At 50.0% G+C, this 19,739-nt stretch carries 17 protein-coding genes; 9 read left to right on the forward strand and 8 right to left on the reverse strand.

Features of this window, described 5'->3' with window-relative positions; all coding sequences use genetic code 11:
* Positions 1-547: 547 nt before the first annotated feature.
* From ACY0JR_RS03830 to ACY0JR_RS03845, 4 genes are all read right to left on the reverse strand, one after another.
* Positions 548-1,159: a sterol desaturase family protein gene (locus ACY0JR_RS03830; RefSeq protein WP_462632557.1), complete on the reverse strand. Its 612-nt coding sequence runs from the start codon at positions 1,157-1,159 to the stop codon at positions 548-550.
* Positions 1,160-1,243: 84 nt separating this feature from the next.
* Positions 1,244-1,786, reverse strand: a complete 543-nt coding sequence (locus ACY0JR_RS03835; RefSeq protein WP_462632558.1) for a shikimate kinase — start codon at positions 1,784-1,786, stop codon at positions 1,244-1,246.
* A gap of 288 nt (positions 1,787-2,074) precedes the next feature.
* Complete coding sequence (locus ACY0JR_RS03840; RefSeq protein WP_462632559.1) at positions 2,075-3,190, reverse strand: BT_3928 family protein; 1,116 nt, start codon at positions 3,188-3,190, stop codon at positions 2,075-2,077.
* Positions 3,171-3,740: a DUF1599 domain-containing protein gene (locus ACY0JR_RS03845; protein ID WP_462632560.1), complete on the reverse strand. Its 570-nt coding sequence runs from the start codon at positions 3,738-3,740 to the stop codon at positions 3,171-3,173. The genes ACY0JR_RS03840 and ACY0JR_RS03845 overlap by 20 nt, the downstream gene beginning before the upstream one ends.
* 24 nt (positions 3,741-3,764) lie before the next feature.
* Here ACY0JR_RS03845 and folP point away from each other — a divergent pair, with 24 nt between their 5' ends.
* The 3 genes from folP (at position 3,765) to ACY0JR_RS03860 (ending at position 6,902) form a co-directional block, all read left to right on the forward strand.
* Positions 3,765-4,643 carry a dihydropteroate synthase gene (gene folP, locus ACY0JR_RS03850; RefSeq protein ID WP_462632561.1) on the forward strand — a complete coding sequence of 293 codons (879 nt, stop codon included), beginning with the start codon at positions 3,765-3,767 and terminating at the stop codon, positions 4,641-4,643.
* Positions 4,640-5,470 carry a diadenylate cyclase CdaA gene (gene cdaA / locus ACY0JR_RS03855; protein WP_462632562.1) on the forward strand — a complete coding sequence of 277 codons (831 nt, stop codon included), beginning with the start codon at positions 4,640-4,642 and terminating at the stop codon, positions 5,468-5,470. Before folP ends, cdaA begins: the two co-directional genes overlap by 4 nt.
* 475 nt (positions 5,471-5,945) lie before the next feature.
* Positions 5,946-6,902: a serine hydrolase gene (locus ACY0JR_RS03860; RefSeq protein WP_462632564.1), complete on the forward strand. Its 957-nt coding sequence runs from the start codon at positions 5,946-5,948 to the stop codon at positions 6,900-6,902.
* 373 nt (positions 6,903-7,275) lie between these two features.
* Here ACY0JR_RS03860 and ACY0JR_RS03865 read toward each other — a convergent pair whose 3' ends face one another.
* Positions 7,276-8,721 carry a phytoene desaturase family protein gene (locus ACY0JR_RS03865; RefSeq protein WP_462632565.1) on the reverse strand — a complete coding sequence of 482 codons (1,446 nt, stop codon included), beginning with the start codon at positions 8,719-8,721 and terminating at the stop codon, positions 7,276-7,278.
* 136 nt (positions 8,722-8,857) lie between these two features.
* Here ACY0JR_RS03865 and ACY0JR_RS03870 point away from each other — a divergent pair, with 136 nt between their 5' ends.
* The gene (locus ACY0JR_RS03870; RefSeq protein WP_462632566.1) at positions 8,858-9,535 is read left to right on the forward strand and encodes a 3'-5' exonuclease; all 678 of its coding nucleotides are present in this window, start codon (positions 8,858-8,860) and stop codon (positions 9,533-9,535) included.
* A gap of 221 nt (positions 9,536-9,756) precedes the next feature.
* The gene (locus tag ACY0JR_RS03875) at positions 9,757-11,073 is read left to right on the forward strand and encodes an erythromycin esterase family protein (RefSeq protein ID WP_462632567.1); all 1,317 of its coding nucleotides are present in this window, start codon (positions 9,757-9,759) and stop codon (positions 11,071-11,073) included.
* Positions 11,074-11,274: 201 nt separating this feature from the next.
* Here the strand turns inward: ACY0JR_RS03875 and ACY0JR_RS03880 are convergent, their stop codons facing one another.
* The 3 genes from ACY0JR_RS03880 to ACY0JR_RS03890 form a co-directional block, all read right to left on the reverse strand.
* A complete protein-coding gene (locus ACY0JR_RS03880; RefSeq protein ID WP_462632568.1) occupies positions 11,275-12,186 on the reverse strand; it encodes an NYN domain-containing protein in 912 nt (303 codons plus the stop codon).
* A 1,280-nt stretch (positions 12,187-13,466) separates the two neighbouring features.
* Positions 13,467-14,660, reverse strand: a complete 1,194-nt coding sequence (kbl, locus tag ACY0JR_RS03885; RefSeq protein WP_462632570.1) for a glycine C-acetyltransferase — start codon at positions 14,658-14,660, stop codon at positions 13,467-13,469.
* Between the two features lie 87 nt (positions 14,661-14,747).
* Positions 14,748-15,443, reverse strand: coding sequence for a serine aminopeptidase domain-containing protein (locus ACY0JR_RS03890; RefSeq protein WP_462632571.1), 696 nt, complete (start codon positions 15,441-15,443; stop codon positions 14,748-14,750).
* Positions 15,444-15,657: 214 nt separating this feature from the next.
* Here ACY0JR_RS03890 and ACY0JR_RS03895 point away from each other — a divergent pair, with 214 nt between their 5' ends.
* From ACY0JR_RS03895 to ACY0JR_RS03910, 4 genes are all read left to right on the forward strand, one after another.
* Entirely contained in the window at positions 15,658-16,620 is a 963-nt protein-coding gene (locus ACY0JR_RS03895) for an NAD-dependent epimerase/dehydratase family protein (RefSeq protein WP_462632572.1), read from the forward strand.
* A gap of 267 nt (positions 16,621-16,887) precedes the next feature.
* Positions 16,888-17,616, forward strand: a complete 729-nt coding sequence (locus ACY0JR_RS03900; RefSeq protein ID WP_462632573.1) for a DUF3891 family protein — start codon at positions 16,888-16,890, stop codon at positions 17,614-17,616.
* 84 nt (positions 17,617-17,700) lie between these two features.
* Positions 17,701-18,030: a thioredoxin family protein gene (locus ACY0JR_RS03905; RefSeq protein WP_462632574.1), complete on the forward strand. Its 330-nt coding sequence runs from the start codon at positions 17,701-17,703 to the stop codon at positions 18,028-18,030.
* Positions 18,031-18,105: 75 nt separating this feature from the next.
* Positions 18,106-19,545, forward strand: a complete 1,440-nt coding sequence (locus ACY0JR_RS03910) for a DUF4403 family protein (RefSeq protein ID WP_462632575.1) — start codon at positions 18,106-18,108, stop codon at positions 19,543-19,545.
* The last annotated feature ends 194 nt before the right edge of the window (positions 19,546-19,739 follow it).

A 19,739-nucleotide genomic window follows, 5' to 3' on the forward strand; every position in this document is an offset into this window, starting at 1 on the left:
GCACAAAGGTATGTATATACATCAATCCAATTCAATACATAAACCCATTGCACCAGAAAGCAATCAAGCATATATTATCTTTAAATTATTCAATTAAACATACACTATAGACGCATTATTACTATGAATTGCATTATTTACACGACAAGCACTTATAAACACACGATAAAGAGAAGTAGTAAAGAGTTCAATTCATTAGCCTAATCCCAAGAATTTATAGGATACTTAGCAAGCTTCACTTTTACTTTATTTTATAAATCCAACTTTTTAGAAGAAAGATGAAGCACTTTTATTTACCACCTCAAAAAATTACAATCAGTTTTAGATCTAAAATGCAAAAAACAAGAAAACAAGCATAGCTTTATGATTATTTCGAACCCTAATTCAAATGGAACAAAGCAAAAACTAGCTGACAAATAGGCTCATAACTTATCTAAACAAACTTAATCCTGCTCACTAATCAGGATTAATAAAAGGAGACACAAACAGTATTGGCACAAAAAAAGAGGCCTTTCGGGCCTCTTTTATAAAAATCATTAGTAAAACGTTATTTGCGGCTTTTCTGCGGCATGGTACCCATTATCCAATCCCAAAGCGGAGAAGAAACACCATACGCCCGTTCCGGGTCTTTGTAGTGGTGAATGCTGTGGTGAATCCAGAGGGTTTTCAAAAAGTTCTTAGGCGGCGCATAAGCATGTACTGCGTAGTGCACGAACAGGTACAGCGCGTACCCGAACAGAAATCCGGCCACCAAGCCGAACACCATAGACCCGAACACCAGTTTAAACACGAAAAAGAAAAAAGAAGCAATAAACAGACTCACAATGGGCGGCATGGCCAATCTGGTTTTGTCTTTAGGGTAGTCATGGTGGTTTCCGTGAAATGTGTACTGTATGTTCTTCTTGAACTCATTAGTAGGCTCCATGTGGAAGATGTAGCGGTGCGCCAGGTACTCCACCAGGGAGAAAATCAGCCAACCCGCCAAAAACAACCCCACGGCCGAAAGTACGTCCAGAAAGCCGTACGTAAAGCCGTAAACGAGCAGACCGGTGGCAATCACTAGAAAGATGGTAATAGGAATGGCAATATGCGTGTGGGTAAGACGCTCCAGCACCGGATTCTTGAAAAGAGTCGCAGATCCTTTATGATTCGGTTTCATAGTAGGTAAAATTAGATGAAACGTTTCTTGCTGTGAAACGTGCAAAAATAGGCAAAATTATCTAGACACGCCTTTAAACAAGCGTCAGCGCGGGAATAAAAGCTGGACAACGGCTTGGGCCACCTCCTGCGCAGCGCCTTCTCCGGCGGGCACCACACAGGAAGCCTGCTTGTAAAATTTCTCCCGCTCGGCCAACGTAACCGCTAGATACTCCTGCAATTCGGCGGCACTTTTGTTCCGTAACAGCGGTCGTAGCTGCAGATCATGCGCAGATAACCTTGAAACCAACTCCTGGGGAGAAAGCTTCAAATAGACCGGTATCCCGTGGGAAACCATAAAGGCCATGTTCTCACAAAAGCAAGGCGCTCCGCCCCCCGTTGCCAGCACCACATCTTCCACCCTTTCCGCCGCCCGGCGCAATGCTTTCGCCTCGGCTTCCCTAAAGTAAGCCTGCCCGCGTTGCTCAAACACCTCCGGCACCGTCTGGCCCTCCTGCTCCTCCACCAAGGTATCTAAGTCCAGAAACCGATAACCCAGCAATTCAGCCAGAACCTTCCCCACCGTCGATTTCCCGCAACCCGGCATTCCTACCAGGAAGATTTTAGAAACGGCGCTTTCTGAAGACATAATGGTGATTGAATGAGTGAGAGATTGAATGAGTGAGAGAATGTTGAAGGATTGTGGAATGAGGTTTTCGGCTTATTTTTTTGAAATTAGCCTTGAAACGATTGAGATTGATAGGGAAAGAAGTTGTTGGCGTAATTATGAGCCTTAAGAGAGTTGAGAAGAGTTAGCGCAACCGCCAAAGAAGTAAATGAAGTTGTATTACTCAGCCAGCAATACAACTTCATTTACTTCTTCTCTCACTTATTCAAAACCCCATTCTTTCACTCATTCAATCTTTCCATCTCTCATTTATCGCACCAATTCCTGCACATCCTGCAACGCAGGGATGTCATTGTAGTGCCATTTGCCTACCACAATGCCGTTCTTGAACAGCAGCAGGCCTGGGTTAGACCGGATCATGGTTTTAAGCACAGTGGCATCGGCGAAGAAGTATGGCGCTGCCAGGTTCACTTCGTGCCGAAACACGTCAAACTCCTGGCTGCTGCTGGAGGTAATCACCACCGGCACAATTTTAGGGCTTTGGTTTTTCTCCAGACCGGCCAGTAAACTGTTTATCTCTTTGAAGCTCTCCTGGTCGGCCTTCTTTACGTCTTTCACCAGAATCAGCAGCCGGTTGCCCAGGAACATCTCCTTCGTGAAATCGCCCTGGTCGTTCCAGATATTGAAGTCTGTGATTTTGGGACCATCTTGGGGGTTAAGCGGCACCATTTTCTTGAACTTGTAGGTGGTGTCTGTGGGGTAGCTTTCAAAAGAAACTTCTTTGCCGCCTTTCTCCATTATATATTGGTACCGCAACGGGGCAGACGGCTTCATGGACTGCGGAATATTGGCTCCCACACGGTACGCTCTAAAATCAAGGAACGGCTCATGCCGGTAGGCGTACACGCTTACGCTTACTGAAAAAAGCAACGCCACCACTACTATAGCACCGGCCACTCCTCGGTTTATCTGCCCCAGTGACACCAGATGCCGTTGGGTGAACAGCAGCACCAGAATAAGCACCAGCAGTACTACGTCTTTGGTGAACGACTGCCACGGCGTGAGTTTGATGGCATCTCCGAAGCAGCCACAATCGGTTACTTTGTTGAAGTATGCCGAGTAAAACGTGAGAAACGTGAAAAACAACGTCAAAAAGAAAAGCAGCCACAGTACGGTGCTCAGCTTCCAGCGCACCAGCAAAGCCACGCCCAGCACTACCTCCAGCGTACTCAGGAGAATGGAAAAATAAAGGGCAAACGGTTTCAGCGACAGAAACACCGAGGAGAAATCTACCGAGAACACCTCAAAGTATTCTTCCAGTTTGATAGCGGTGCCTACCGGGTCGTTCAATTTGATCAGGCCCGAGAAGATGAACAAGGCGCCCACCGCTATCCACGCGAATCTACTAAGCAGACGGAGTGCCATGGTTCGGATAATTTAGTTTAATCAAGCAGAAAACAGCGTAGTTGAGCATGTCGCGGTAGTTGGCTTCCACACCTTCAGACACCAACGTTTGGCCAGCGTTGTCTTCTATCTGTTTGGTGCGATATATTTTCATTAAAATCAGGTCGGTCATGGACTCTACACGCATGCTGCGCCAAGCCTCGCCGTAGTCATGGTTTTTGTCTTCCTGCAAGGCCTGCGTCTTCCTGATTTCCTCTTCGTACAGGCCTCGTACCTGCTCCACTGGCAACGCCTGTTCGGTCTCGCCCTGCGCTATCAATTGCTCCTGCATTAAGGCAATCACGCAGTAATTCACAATGGCCACAAATTCAGACGTAATGTCATCCTGTATCTTCTGGGTGCCTTTCTCCTGAATGGACCTGATGCGTTGGGCCTTGATAAAAATCTGGTCTGTGATGGAAGGCAGCCGTAGGATTCTCCAGGCGGTGCCGTAATCCTGGGTTTTCTGCAAAAACAGGCGTTGGCACGCTTCTATCACGCGATTGTACTCCTGGGCGGTTTGGTGAATCAAGTTTTTCGTTTTACTTTTAAGAAAATGAATATAGGCGATTTGACCGCGAAAGATACACTTTTCTGCAAAAAAATAACCCTTAACTGCCGCGGCAGACTGGTCATGTTGCAGCAACCCGCGGTCATGGGTATCCTTAACGTCACCCCAGATTCATTTTACGCCAACAGCCGCCTCACCGGAGTAGGCCAGGCGTTACGGCAGGCAGAGAAGATGCTCGCAGACGGAGCTACGTTTCTGGACATAGGCGGGTATTCTACGCGCCCGGGTGCCCCCGAGGTTTCGGAACAGGAAGAGTTAAATCGCGTAGTACCCATTATAGAGGCGCTCGTCAAAGCATTCCCAGAGGCGCTGTTGTCTGTTGACACGTTTAGGGCCCGGGTGGCGGAGGAAGCCATACGCCAGGGAGCACATCTCATTAATGACGTTTCTGGCGGCACACTGGATGAAGCCATGTTTAGCACGGCGGGCAGATTAGGCGTACCCTATCTGCTCATGCACATGCGCGGCACCCCGCAGAACATGGCTTCTCTAAACCAGTACGAAAACGGGTTGCTGGAAGAGGTCTTCTCCTTTTTTGCCGAGCGCGTGGCCTTGCTGAGAGCTGCTGGCGTGAAAGACATTTTGCTGGACCCTGGTTTTGGCTTTGCAAAAAATGTAGACCAGAATTACCAGCTGTTGCGCCGCCTTAAAGAACTGGAGGTATTTGAGTTACCTGTATTAATTGGGCTTTCCAGAAAATCCATGACCTACAAACCGCTGCACGTAGGTCCTGAGGAAGCCCTTACGGGCACAATTGTTGCTAATACGCTCGCGTTACTGAACGGGGCAGACATTCTGCGGGTGCATGACGTAAAGGAGGCAGTACATACTATTGAGATTGTAAAAAAGATGTTGACGGCGTGATTTCATTGTTTTCCATAGGATTTTTAGAGATAGAGTGGCTGGATATTATTGATGTCCTGCTGGTGACGGTACTCTTGTACCAGCTCTATAAACTCCTGACCGGAAGCGTAGCCCTCAAAATCTTCTTAGGCCTGCTCTCCATCTATCTCTTGTACCTGGTGGTGAAGGCTGCCGGTATGGAGCTGCTTACCATTATTCTGGGGCAGTTCATGGGCGTGGGCGTTTTGGCGGCCATTATTGTATTCCAGCCCGAAATCAGGCGTTTTCTGCTTATGATTGGGAAAACCACGGCCTTCAACAACGAGCGTCTGTTCAAAAGTTTTCCGTGGCGCCGCTCTGAAAACGCCGACAAACTCTCTATCACGCCTTTCATTGAAGCCGCCAAATCACTGGCCGGCAAGAACACCGGTGCCTTGATTGTTTTCGCGCGAAGCTCTGAACTTCGCTACTTCGCCGAGTCCGGCGATGCCATTGACGCCATTGTCAGCAAACGTCTGCTCATCTCCATTTTCAACAAGAACAGTCCGCTGCACGATGGGGCCGTCATCATCCAGGGCAACCGCATCAAAGCCGCTCGCTGTATTCTGCCCGTAACCGAAAGTAACGACGTGCCTGCCTCTATGGGCCTCCGGCACCGCGCCGCCATCGGCTTGTCTGAAGTCACTGACAGCGTAGTTTTGGTCGTTTCTGAAGAAACCGGTCAGATTGCCCTCGTACGCAACGGCGAAGTCTTCCGCAACCTCTCCGCCGCCGACCTCCGCTCCAAACTCAACCACTTCCTCTTTGACATTGAACCCAAGGTAGTAGAGAAAGTAGCAGCGGCGTAGGTTGGTGAATGAGAGATTGAATGAGAGATTGAATGAGTGAGAGAATGGGGGAATTCATTTACAATCATTCGCCTGCTACCTACTTTTTCTTTAGCTGGCACGAGTCTCCAGACTCGTGCCTACGGTGCTGGGTGGTCTCTGACTAGCCTCGCTGCGGCGCAACGAAAGTACGTCTGCTGGTCTTTTCACCACCCCGCCCTTCGGGCACCCCTAACTTAGGAGGAGTGTTTCTGGTTTGCACTGCTATTTTGCTTGCCCCAAAGACCTCGTAGCGTCTAGAAGACCTGCGAGCGTCTGTGCCAATGCCGTTCCGTCATCCCAATCAGGAGATTGGCTGCCCAACTCATGCGTAGAGCGCTGACGCTAACTCTACGCACAACCCTATATTTGCTTACATGTGCGTTTTGGGGCCGCTTTACAAGAACCAGGCTAAAAACTCTCCTCGTTCTTGCCAACGCCACAGATAAGATAAAATATGTATCTTTTGGGCATCAACCAGATGACCATGCGCTACCTTTCACTCTTCTCGCTTCTTCTCCTGTTTTCCTACGGTTTTCCGGTTTTCGGGCAGAAAACGGTCAAGGAAAAAACCGACGCCAAACTCACCCAAAAATTACAAGCGCTTACCCAAGGCTTTCAGGGCGAGGTGGGTATTTATGTGCGGCACTTGAAGACTGGCAAAACGGTAGCCATCAACGCAGATACGCTTTTCCCTACGGCCAGTATGATCAAGGTTCCTATCATGGTAGGCATGTTTGACAAGATAGAGCGGGGAGAAATTGACCCGAAAACCGTGCTCCGGTACCGGGACTCCTTATACTATGCGGGCGAAGACATTGTAGGCAATTTCAAAGACAGCGCAACAGTAGCTTTGGGTAAAATCCAGATGCTGAGCATCACCACTTCAGACAATACGGCCAGCTTGTGGCTCCAGCAACTGGCCGGAACAGGAACTTCTATCAATGCCTGGCTGGAGAAAAACGGCTTTCAATATACCCGCATGAATTCCCGAACGCCGGGCCGCCGCGCCAACTGGCAGAAGTACGGATGGGGCCAGACCACGCCCCGCGAAATGGCCACTTTGGTCTCCATGATCAGGGAGGGCCGGGCGGTTAGCCCTTCGGCGAGTGAGCGCATGTACCGCAACCTGGGCCGTATTTACTTTGATGATGTGGCGCTCTCCCAGATTCCGCCGCATGTGCACACAGCCTCCAAGCAGGGAGCCGTAAACCAATCGCGTTCCGAAGTAGTCTTGGTCAATGCGCCGCACGGCGATTATGTCTTCTGCATCATCACCAAAAACCAGAAAGACGAGAGTTGGGAATACAAAAACGCAGGGTACACCCTCATCAGAGCCGTGTCTAAAACCCTATGGAACCACTTTGAACCGAAATCTGACTGGCAACCCGCCACAGGAATGGAAAAATATTAAGGCAAATCAGCTTTACTTGTTTCAGGACTGATTTTGGATAATCTACCTTAAAACGTCTTTGGAAGAGTAAGTAGGACTATATAAAAGTAAAGGTTTCACTCGCTCGCGTCCCGCGAGTGTGAGTTACCTGCGGCGTCCCGCCGCTTTGTATACGTTTATCCAAAAAGAGCAGAGAATCGGCCAGAGGCCGAAAGTAGCTCACACTCGCGGGACGCGAGCGAAGTCTGCTTCAGGTTAGCATTCCTTTCCCCAGTACTGCTACTAAAGAATAAAGCCCACCTTCCGCACTAGGTGCTTCCGGTGGACTTTTTCCCTTCATGAGTTAATAAGACCGCTCTTCTTGCCTGTACCCCTATCTGGTACTGAATATTTCTTATTTCAGCGTTGGGGCCGTCAGATGGAAGACATCTTTCAGCGCCCGGCGGGCGGCGTGGAAACCGCACATGCCGTGCACGCCTCCGCCCGGCGGAGTTGACGAAGAACAGATATAAATTCCCTTTGCCGAGGTCTGGTAAGGCGACAACGTGACTACCGGGCGCGTGTACAACTGCCACATGTCAATAATGCCGCCGTTGATGTCGCCGCCTATGTAGTTGGGGTTATGGGCCTGCATCTGCGCGGTGTTCATGGTATGGCGTTTCAGGATCAAATCCCGGAAACCGGGCGCGAAACGCTCTACCTGCCGTTCAATGGCCTCGGTCATGTCTACGGTAGAACCGTTGGGTACGTGGCAATAGGCCCAGGCAGTGTGTTTCCCCTGGGGGGCACGGGTAGCATCAAAGAGGCTTTGCTGGGCAAGGAGCACAAATGGTTTCTGCGGGTGTCCTCCGCTCGCGGACTCTCGTTCAGAGGCGGCAATTTCTTCCAGCGTGTTTCCTAGATGGACCGTTCCGGCTTGGCGGCATTCCGGGGCAGTAAACGGAATGGGACCGTCCAGTGCCCAATCTATCTTGAACACGCCCATGCCGTAGCGGTAGCGTTGCAGTTGGCTCCGGTAAAGCGGTGACAGTTTTTCACCAGCCATTTCTAATAACTGCTTGGGCGTTACATCCAGCAACAGTGCTTTGTGCGAAGGCAGTTGCGCCAAAGAAGTAATATAGCGTCCGGTTTCAATTTTTCCACCCAGGCTAGTGAAGTAAGACACCAGGGCGTTGGCAATTTGCTGGGAACCACCTTTAGGCACCGGCCAGCCCTGCAAATGCCCCACCGCCATCAAGACCAGGCCAATGGCCGAAGTAGTGAGATTAGACAAGGGCTGAATGGAGTGCGCGGCCATACCGGCCCACAAACCCCTTGCTTCCTGCGTCTTGAACCGGTCGGCTAGGAAAGTGGCGGAGGTGAGGGCATTCAGGCCGAAAGCCGCCATGTCTAGGGGGTGTTTGGGAATACGCAAGGGCCCCAGAACATCGGGCGCCAAACCAGGCCAGCTTTTCACCAGCGGCTGCATCAGGTTCAGGTACGCCTGCTCGTCTGCTCCCAAGCCTCGGGCCGTTTCGCTTAAGGACATGGTCAAGGTTGCCGCCCGGCCGTTGTCAAAGGGGTGCGCTGCCGATACTTCGGGATACAGAAATTCCAGCCCGTGTTCCTGCAGCGGAAGTGTCTTGAAAAAGGGCGATCCGGCTGCTAAGGGATGGATGGCCGAGCACACGTCATGCACAAAGCTCGGCAGGGTTAATTCCTGGGAGCGCAAGCCGCCACCCAATTGGTCTTTCCCCTCCATCAACAGCACCTCCAACCCCGCCTGCCGCAACAGAATAGCCGCCGACAACCCATTAGGCCCGGAGCCCACTACTACTGCATCATATTGAGTATTACTCACGCTTGTTATTTTTCTTTTTCTGAACTACGCTTACAACCACCCTGCGCCCAAACTGTTTTGCGTCTACTTTCTGAAAACAGGCGAGAAAACAGATTTCCGTTCTTGCGTATAGGACTACAAGCTACTCATTTTTTCCATGCCAGACGCTCCCTTCCTTCCGCTTTTCCCGCAACTCACGCCCATTCTCAGCAATGTGACGGCTATTGATTTTGAAACCACCGGGGTAAGTGGCAGCAAAGGCCGGGTGATAGAGATTGCCGCCGTGAAAAGCGCTCACAGGCAAATTACCGGCCGGTTCCATACGCTGGTGCAGTTGAAAGGCGAGTTGCCCCCCAAAATCACGGAGATTACCGGCATCACGCAGCAAGATTTAGCCAATGCTATGGAGGAACGCACCGCCTTCACTATCCTGAAGGAGTTCATTGGTGACAGTACGGTGGTCGCGCATAATGCTCCGTTTGACTTGGGTTTTCTGTACAGCACCTACCGCCGCCTGAAATTGGGACCGGTGCAACATCCGTTCCTGGACACCTTATCGGTTTGCCGGTTGCGCCAACCGTCTCCGCGGAATCTACCCGATATGTGTAAGGTCTACGGTGTTCCGCTTACCAGATGGCACCGGGCTTTGCCAGATGCCACGGCTACCTGGCACCTGCTCCACAAGCTGCACGAAGAAAGCCCGTTAGATGACATGCGCAACAAACTAGTTCTGAATCCCAAGTACGGCACACCCTACTGGCTTCCGCCGCTGGCGGAAATACTACCTCCGCCCAATGCACCTGTTACAGGGGTTGCCAGCTCTGGGACTGCATAATCCCAAGGCTTCCGTAACCAAATTAAAATTAAACAATCTCAATACGCTTCACCGCAATAGAGCTTACTGCTTTCTGGTATTTGCACCCACAAAAACCCGTACAAATTCAAGTTACCCCGTTCTCAGCTATCCGTTAAAGCATACTTCAGGAATATGTAAGAAGCTTAGGTTTATCACTCTTCCTGTTACCAAACAATCTATAAGCTTAAGAAGGGAAAGGCATGAGAAAGATAAGTGTATTATGGATGCTGGTATTCAGCGGTTGGTTCTATTCCTGTTCCTCTGATGAAGACGAACTGGACCAGATGCAGCAGGAAACAGACTTTCTTACCAAGGGAGTGTACCCTTTGCAGAATACCGACGACCTGGACCTGCTGGTGAATGAAATAGGCAACAGCCAGTATGTATTGATTGGGGAAGCCTCACACGGCACGTCTGAGTTCTATACCTGGCGGGCCGAAATCTCTAAAAGGCTCATCCAGGAGAAAGGATTTAACCTGATTACGGTGGAAGGAGATTGGCCATTTGCCTATTCGTTGAACCAGTACATTCAGGGCCAGGGCAGCGGAACCGCCCAGCAGGCCGTTCGGTCGTTCCAGCGGTGGCCTACCTGGATGTGGTCTAACCAGGAGGTAGCCACTTTCTCTGAGTGGCTCCGGCAACACAACCAAGCCCTGCCGCAAAACCAGAAAGTAGGCTTCTATGGTATGGATGTGTATAGCCTCTGGGAATCATTGGAAGCGGTACGTATGTACATGGAACAGGCAGACCCAACTATTGCGCAGTTAGCCCGAAATGCGCAGTCTTGCCTGGCTCCTTACAACCGAGACGAGCAATTATACGCCCAAGCCACCAGCCAGGGAACTTCATGCGCCGCGCAACTTCAAACGCTGCTGGAGGCCGTACAAGCGCACCGGACAAGACAACCAGCCAATGACGAAGCCGCTTTTAATGCCGAGCAAAACGCGTTGGTGGCCGTGAACGCCGAACGGTATTATTACCAGATGATCAGAAGTGATGTCACTTCCTGGAACGTGCGGGACCGGCACATGCAGGAAACGGTGAACCGGCTGGTAGCACACAGAGGAAATGGCGCTAAAATTATTGTCTGGGCCCACAATACCCACGTAGGCGACGCCCGCTACACAGACATGGCAGCTTCTGGCATGGTAAACGTGGGTCAGTTACTGCGCGAGCAACATGCCCAGAAAGGCGTGTATCTGGTGGGGTTTGGCACTTACCAAGGCCAGGTAATTGCCGCTAATGCCTGGGGCGAAGCCACCAGGGTCATGAATGTTCCGGCCGCTATGGTCAACAGTTGGGAAGAGATCCTGCACCGGCACAGCCCAGAGAACAAGTTGCTGCTGATGCGCGAACTACAGGACATTCCGGCGGCCATGCAGAGCCGGGGCCACAGAGCCATTGGCGTCTCTTACAATCCTGCTGCGGAAAGAGGGAATTACGTGCCAACCATTTTGCCTAAAAGGTATGATGCCTTCCTGTTCATAGACCAAACCAAGGCTTTGTCTCCGCTGTAGGAAACTTAGGCTGTTTAGGAAACCTAGCCCAATTTCCATGAAAAAAGGGGAGCCTGTACGGCTCCCCTTTTTCTGTTTCAGTTGCATTTTTGGCTTTCAAGCGTTCTCCGGCAACAGGTAGTCAGGCTATTGATGGAGTTCTGCGCAGGCAGTTAGTCAGGCTGCTTGGCAGAGGCGCTTCTAGAACAGGTAGTCAGGCTGTTAGAGGAGCTTTACGCTTTTGGCCACGTCATTGCCTTCATCGTCCTTCTCAATCTCAAACTCCACGCGGTCGCCCACGCGCAGTTCATTGAAGTCAGTGTCCAGCACGTTGGTGAAGTGGAAGAACAGGTTGTTTGGCGGGAATTTAATGAAACCGTACCCGTTTTTCAGGCTCATGATTTCCCCCTCGCCGTGCCCTTCTACCAGAGCATCGTCATCATAATGTTCCTCCTGCACCACGGTAGTGCTTCGCTTGTGGTCTGGCTGCACGAATAAACGCTGAATGGCGGCATCATTGCGAGCTATACGCTGGTCAATAATACCGTGCATAGCCATAGGGTACGTTACCTCGGCCAGCAGATCCTGTGACGGGCGCGTGGTCATGCGCTGGCCATTGTCTGTAGTGTACTCAAACTCCCAGGTTAAGGCCATTACGCGCGTACCCAAGGTATTCACCTTACGCACCATGGGTACATAATCTCCGTCTGAGGAAATCAGCACCAACACATCAAATCGCTTGTAAAAGGCTTGTTCAAAGGCCTCAAGGGCCAACCAAACGTCTATGCCGCGTTCTTGCTTGTAGCCTTCAGGCGTAGTCCGTACCGGCAGATAATGGGTAGTCACGCCTTCAGACATCAGAATGTCATCAAACACGCGGTCCCAGTATAGGGTATCGCCACGCTGGCTGGCTTCATACGCATTGAGACGGCCCCTGAAATAATGGGCATCCACAATCCGGCAGAAGCGGGCATCCACGTTTTCTTCTTCGGCTACTTGGTCTCTGATAAACTCATGAAGGCCCGAAATGCTTATCCTGCGCTTACGCTGATGGCCGTAGGCGTAATAATTGCTTACCTGCAGGAAATAATTACCATCATAGAAGACGCCAATTCTCACTAACTTATCCTGCATGTTGTTCTTGCTTTTTATCTGTTTGCATCTTTTTATTTAATTTGTCTGTATCTTTTCTCAATATATTTTTCACTTATATACACAGGGGAAATAAACAGGAGAAAGCGGTAAATATGACAGGGGTTTCTTGGGGAGAAGAGGCAGGGAATAGCTCACTATTACATGCTGTGGGGAACCCAGGGGAAGTACTTCTGCTATATTTTAAGAACACTTTCATTTAGCTTGTTCGCGGGACCACTTTCAACGTTGTTTTCTTCTGCTCCAGTATAGGTCCCCTATACTGGACATGCGCATTCCTGTTACTACAGGTGGTGCCATTTTGTTTCCCCTGAAAGAAAAGAACAGGTTTTTCTAAGGAGTGCCGGGCAAAAGTAGGGAATCATTACTTTGCTGACAACCTATTTTCTACACAATGTAAACGTCCTCAAAGCCTAGTATAGTACCTGCTTTCAAGACGTTTTAGATTTATTTTGAGAAAAAGAAACTATCTACAAGAAGCTGCCTGGGGCCTTTTGCCTATCCTTCTCCTTGCTTCTACTACGTTTGCTTAGCTTCCAGCCTAAAGGGATTCTCCTCTCCTTACCGGAGGTTGCCACAGCCAAAACAATCTCCCGGCTTAAGGTCTATTTGCTACCTGCATGAAGAAATACTACCTCAGCAGGTGTCTTCGTCCTGCTTCATGTATGCAATCCAAAATTATTTGGGTCTGACTTATTTATGATTATTAAGGCTATTACTGCCCTTTTACCTAGTACAGGCAAGAAATCAGGTATGATTTAACCAATTATAGGCTTAGTAATGATCCTGAAATTCAATTTTGATACAGAATAGCTTTTACTCGTATTTGCTTTCCATTCCTATTAAAATAACAGCGGAGAGATTCCTTCTCATAACTAACTATACCCAACAAAGCTGCAAGAGGCGTGAAGCAAAAAGCCCACACATTCTTTCATGTTCCTACATACAATAACCTAGGTGAACAGGAAATAGGGCACTAATAAAAATATAATTATTTCCTTCAACATTGTACTTTGCAAGAAGTTTTAAGCGGAAAAATAATTTACTACTTACTTAAATTTCCCCATTCTTATGGAAGAAAGCACATTCAATTCATTTTGGTGACTAATTCAATTCACTACTTCGTTAGTCGCTTAGTTAGGATTACCTGGTAGCTTACTTACCATTATTTAGTGGCTCAGAAACAACCTATTAAAAGCGAAAGAGGCTTGCCAATATCTAATTGGCAAGCCTCTTCTTTTCTAGCATTGAGTGGTTTATAACTATCCTTTTAAAACACCTAATTCTCTGCCTACTTCGGTGAAGGCTTGGATGGCTTTGTCCAGATGTTCCTGGGTGTGGTCGGCGGAAAGCTGTACCCTGATGCGGGCTGCGCCTTTGGCTACCACCGGGTAATAGAACCCAATCACATAGATACCTTTCTCCAGCATTTTGGCCGCAAACTCCTGGGCTAACGTGGCTTCATACAGCATTACCGGCACAATGGGGTGTACGCCCGGCCTAATGTCAAACCCGGCAGCCGTCATTTTCTCTCTGAAGTAGTTGGTGTTCCACTCCAGGCGGTCGCGCAGTTCAGTGGTAGAACTCAACAGTTCCAATACCGCCAGCGAACCACCCACAATAGCCGGAGCCAGGGAGTTAGAGAACAAATAAGGGCGCGAACGCTGACGCAGCATGTCAATGATCTCTTTCCGGCCGGTGGTGAAACCGCCCATAGCGCCGCCCAAGGCTTTGCCCAACGTACCCGTGATAATGTCTACGCGGCCCATCACGTTGTGGTACTCGTGGGTACCGCGGCCGGTTTTGCCAATGAAACCGCTGGAGTGGGATTCATCTACCAATACCAAGGCTCTGTACTGGTCTGCCAAGTCACAGATTTTGTCCAGTTGGGCAATGGTGCCATCCATGGAGAAAGAACCGTCGGTGACAATGATGCGGTGCTTGGCACCTTGGCTTTCCTGAAGTTTGGCTTCCAGGTCTGCCATGTTGTTGTGCTCGTAGCGGTAGCGCTGCGCTTTGCATAACCTAATGCCGTCAATAATGGACGCGTGGTTCAGGGCATCAGAGATAATCGCGCTTTGCTCATCAAACAGGGGTTCAAACACGCCGCCGTTCGCGTCAAAGGCTGCTGCGTACAGAATGGTGTCTTCGGTGCCCAGAAACTCGGCCAGTTTCTGCTCCAGTTGCTTGTGGATGTCCTGGGTACCGCAGATAAACCGTACTGAACTCATGCCGTAACCGTGGGTATCCAAGGTGCGTTTGGCTGCTTCCAACACGGCCGGGTGTGAGGAAAGGCCTAGGTAATTGTTCGCGCAGAAGTTCAGGACCTCGCCGGTCTGCTGGGTCATGATTTCGGCGTGCTGCGGTGTAGTGATCACGCGCTCGCTTTTATATAAGCCGTTGGCTTTGATTTCGGCTAACTGCTGCTCTAAATCTGGTTTTAAGGTTTCGTACATAGTATGATCTGTTGCTTATTTCTGGTTTACATTCTCAGTTTAGGCTTGATTTACGAAAAACTAGCCGATAACCGCCTGTCTTACTCTCTACTTTCGCAGGAACTGCGAAATATGGTGAAGCATCTCTTCTTTCTGTTGGGCCGTAGCGCCATTCCACATGTCATTATGAATGGTAGCAGGCAGGTTTATCACTACTGTCCCGAAGGTCGCTTGTTCAGTTGGTGTGGGTAGAACCCCTGCATCTGCTAGCTGGTCGCTTGACCTTAGCGTAAGCACTTGCGGCCTAGAAGCTCTTGGCAGAGGCACCCGACGATTGTCCAGGGAGATAATCTTCTGCACCTGCGCCGGGTACTGCTGCGCGAAAAGCATAACCATGTCCCCTCCGTTAGAATGCCCTATTAAAAGAAGCTGGTCAACATCTACTGCTGGTCTTGTCTTCTTCAGCTCCTGCAGCACAAAAAGAATATTCTGCACGCCCCGCTGCCAGTGTGGCATTCTTACGTCATAAACATTTCCCGTGAGGGGCATGGGTGGGTCACTGGGTAATTCATGCTGGATACTTGCTACCATATATCCCTGCGCCACCAGATGATGGGCAATAAACGAATACGCCGAGTTCTTGCCACCATACCCGTGGTTCAGGATGGCTAATTTTCTTTTGGCTGAAGCGTTTGTCTGGGCCAGTGCGTGATACAGCAACACAGGAACTGCCCTGTCCCTGCTGTAGTCATACAATGCCAACTCCTCTGTTCTTATTTCAAATGGCTCTTGCGTTGACGGCACAGAAGTTCCCACACGTGGTGTTTTGGCACAACCACCGGTAAAAATGCAAAGCCATGCAAAAAATAAGAGCTGTAATCTCATTGCCTCAAAAAGAAGTACACAGAAGGAACGGCTGGGCCGGCTTCTTTTGCCAAAGATACAAAAGCCCGCCGCCCCACCATACTTTTGAGACCCAAGAGAATAACGTACATTTGTTTTCCTATTCAGTACCAGCATGACAAAACAAAAAAATGCCATTCTAGTGATAGGCGCCTGCGGACAGTTAGGCTCTGAACTCACCCTTGAACTAAGAAAGATGTACGGCGATGCCAATGTGGTGGCCGCTGACATTCAATATCCCAAGCAAGCCGATTTACGCGAGAGCGGTCCTTTTGAGATTGTGGACGTGCTCACCCCGCAGCACCTCACAGAACTGGCAACGCGCTACAAATTCAAGCAGATCTACCATTTGGCCGCCATCCTCTCCGCTACTGGCGAGAAAAACCCCAAATTTGCGTGGCGCCTGAACATGGACGGGTTGTTCAATGTGCTGGATTTCGCGCTGGAGCAGAAGGTGGAGAGAGTGTACTGGCCTTCTTCCATTGCCGTTTTCGGGCCGAACACGCCGCGCGAGAACACGCCGCAGAATACCATCATGGACCCTAACACGGTGTACGGCATCAGTAAGCAGGCCGGTGAACGGTGGTGCGAGTACTACTTCCAGAAATACGGCTTGGACGTGCGCAGCCTTCGGTACCCAGGATTGATTGGATATAAAGCCCTGCCCGGCGGCGGCACCACCGACTATGCCGTGGATATCTACCACCAGGCGCTGGCTACCGGCACCTACAAATGTTTCCTGAGTGAGAACACCCGCTTGCCCATGATGTACATGCCAGACGCCCTCAAAGCCACCCTGGATTTGATGCATGCGCCCATAGAGCAGGTGAAAGTACGGTCGTCTTATAACCTGGCGGCCATGAGCTTTACGCCCCAAGAGATTGCCGCCAGCATTCAGCGCCATTACCCAGATTTCTCCATCACGTACGCCCCAGACAGCCGCCAGCAGATAGCAGATTCCTGGCCACAGAGCATCAATGATCTAGCCGCCCGCCAGGATTGGGGCTGGAACCCGCAGTACGACCTGCACACCATGACCGATGACATGCTGCTGCACTTGAAGAGAATAAACAATTAGGAGTCAATAATAGGAATTTAGTCAAACCCCGGTGGTTCTCAGGAACGGTCGGGGTTCTGCTTTTTAGAGCATGTTTAAATTTCTGGTTTGCTGGCGAAAACGCTTTCGCAGGTTCTTGCTATGGTCTTTTGTAGCGCAAAAGAGAAATTCAAACATGCTCTTAGGCTATTTTTCAGAAAACAAGGGCTAAACAGAACGCCAATCTTCGGCGGTAGCCGTACACTTTTCTATTCTTTAGCAGATGACCGCCCACGGCAGAAAAAAGCAATGATTGTAAACCCACATGAGAGAGGCTGGGAGATTATTTACCAGCAGGCGCACGCCTTGTTGGCCGCCGAGATTGGCTTTGCGTGGCAGACAGAAAAAAGGCCACTTCACTTTCTGCAAACGTTAGCGGCTATTGCGCAGCATGATGACGGCCAGCGGGACGTAACCGGCAAATATGCCCTTACCCCGGCCGGTGCCCCCGCCAATTTTACGCAGTTGCCTTTCTCTTTGGAACAGGCCCAGCAGGTGATGCGGGAAGCTTATTTCCAAGGGCGGTGGCGTAGTCTGCTCACCAGCATGCACCTCTCTTTTCTGTACGAGGAACTACGCGGCCAGAAAAAATTGTGGGACGACTTTCTGGACGAGCAACTTGCCTCCCAGAAGAAGTGGCGGCACAGCCTAAAGATCAACAAAGCGCAGGCCCAATACGCGTATGATTTCATGCAGTGGTGCGACCGCTTTTCGCTTATTCTCTGCCGGAACGAACTGCCCGAGATGGAGCGTGCGCTGGAGATAAGCAACGGGCCAGACCAGATACGGTATGAGGTAACCCAACTGAAAACCGGAACGGTGCAGGTTTCGCCGTGGCCTTTTCAGGAAAAGCAGGTGGCTTTACATGTAGAAGCCCGCTGCCTTGCCCAACTACAGTTCTCCTCAGACCACGAATTGTCTTCGGCGCTAGAACAGGCGTCCATTTCCAAAAAAGAGTGGCTGCTCCAGAAAGAGTAAACGTCTGTTTTGGGGTTAATGGGCATCTTCTTTAACCTATGGCGGTATTCTCCGTTACTTTTCAGGTAGAAACATACTTTTCCAATGGCTATTCATACCTCCTCAGATACTGAACTACGCTCCATCATCTTCGCCAAAGAGCGCGTAATTGTCAAATTCATAGACGAAGACTGCCTGATCTGTAAAGCACTGGCTCCTTCGTTCAAACAGTTTTCAGATGATCCCATGTACAAAGACATTACCTTCCTGCAGATGGATGCCGCTGAAAACCCGGTGTCTAGCAAGGAGGTAAAGCTAACCGGCACGCCTTTCTTTGCCATTTATTACAAAGCCACCCTGCGGGCCTGCGCCTTGTTATCTTCTGAAGAAGAGGTGCGCGAGTTTCTGGACCAACTTCTTACGGCCAAAGGGTAGCCTGTTTTAGCACTATTTTCATAAAACGGGCTTAAATTTGCTTTCTGCTTCTGTAACCACCAATTTACCCACAGTATGCGAGGGCATTCTCTTCCTTTTTACGTTTCTATACTGTTTTGCCTGAGCCTTGCCGCCGGTTGCCAGAAGTCCACCTCCCTGAAGGCTACTGAACCAGAGGTTACTACGGTGGCTCCCCAACCGCTGCCAGCGCCTCAGCTTTCTACCATTACTTTGCCCATTTCCGTTCCGGTTACGGCTCTAGAGGAAATCCTGAACCAGGAACTGACCGGCGTTATTTACCAGGACGATAACCTGCAGGACGATGACCTTATGGTCAAAGTCACCAAAGCCGGTCCTATGAAACTGAAGGCCGAGTTCAGCAAGTTATCCATGGAGGTTCCGCTTAGAATCTGGGCCAAAGGCCGATGGCAGTGGAATGCCTGCGAGCTGTGTAAAAAACTACAGAAGACTGAGGAAACGGAGTTTGAGGTGACCGTGCGTACCGAGAGTCGCCTGCAGCTTCAGCCTAATTATACCTTGAAAAGCTACACCAACGGAGATTTCGCCTGGGGCAACCGGAAGCCCACGCTCTCTTTAGGCCCATTCAACCTGAATCTGGCTCCTTTTATAGAATCTAAGCTGAAAGCGCAGATTGCTCCCATGCTGCTGCAATTAGACCAGGAACTGCAAAAGCGCATTCCGCTGCCCACCTACTTAAATTTGGCGTGGAAACAACTGCAGGAACCGCTTCAGCTTAGTGAACAATACAACACTTGGCTTTCCATTGAACCGCAGGCCGTTCGGCTTACCCCGCTGGAACTTCAGCAAAACCAACTGAGCCTGCAAGTAGGGATAGACGCCTTTATCAACGTGCTCTCGGGGCAAAAGCCTAACCAAACCAAACTGGCGGCGCTGCCCAATTACACCCCTACCCGTGCGCTTCCGCCTGTGGCGCAACTCAACATTGCCAGTGATATTTCCTATACCTACCTCACGCAGGTACTGCAGAAAGAAGTCAAAGGCCAGAACTTCCGCTTTGAAGAAGGCAAGCACCAACTCACCATCCATGACCTTACCATCAGCGGAAAAGGCACCAAGTTGCTGCTGGCCCTAGACGTAAGTGGCCAGACCAAAGCGGCTTTCCTCACCAAGAAGTTCAGCGGGAAAGTGTTGTTGCAGGGCACGCCGTTCTATGACGCCGCTACCCAAAGCATTAAGGTACAGAATCTGGAATACACCCTGCAAACCCGCGACCAACTAGTGAACACCGCCCAATGGCTCCTCCAGAACCGCTTTAGGGCAGAACTGGAAAAGCAGATGACGGTTCCGGTTAAAAGTCACCTGACGGCCTTGCGCGAAGCCCTGCAAACCGGCCTGAAAGAGAACAAACTGCAGGAACGTTTTCTTTTGCGCGGCTCCAACTTCACCATTGACCCAGACACGTTGTACATAACCGCTACCGGTGTACAAACCCGTTTCCTGGCCTCGGGGCAACTCACGCTTTCTTTTCAGTGAGAGATTGAATGAATGAGAGAATGATTTCATTTGCCCCATTCTCTCATTCATTCAATCTCCCAATCATTCATCAAACCTGAAATTCAACAATTGCGCTTTTCTCCCGTAGTTTCAATACATACAATATCTGAATCTACCCGAATGGCCAAATATACAACGAAAGGTATTTTAGCTCTTATCACGAATTCCGCCTC

Source organism: Rufibacter sp. JT3400010 (assembly GCF_054956755.1).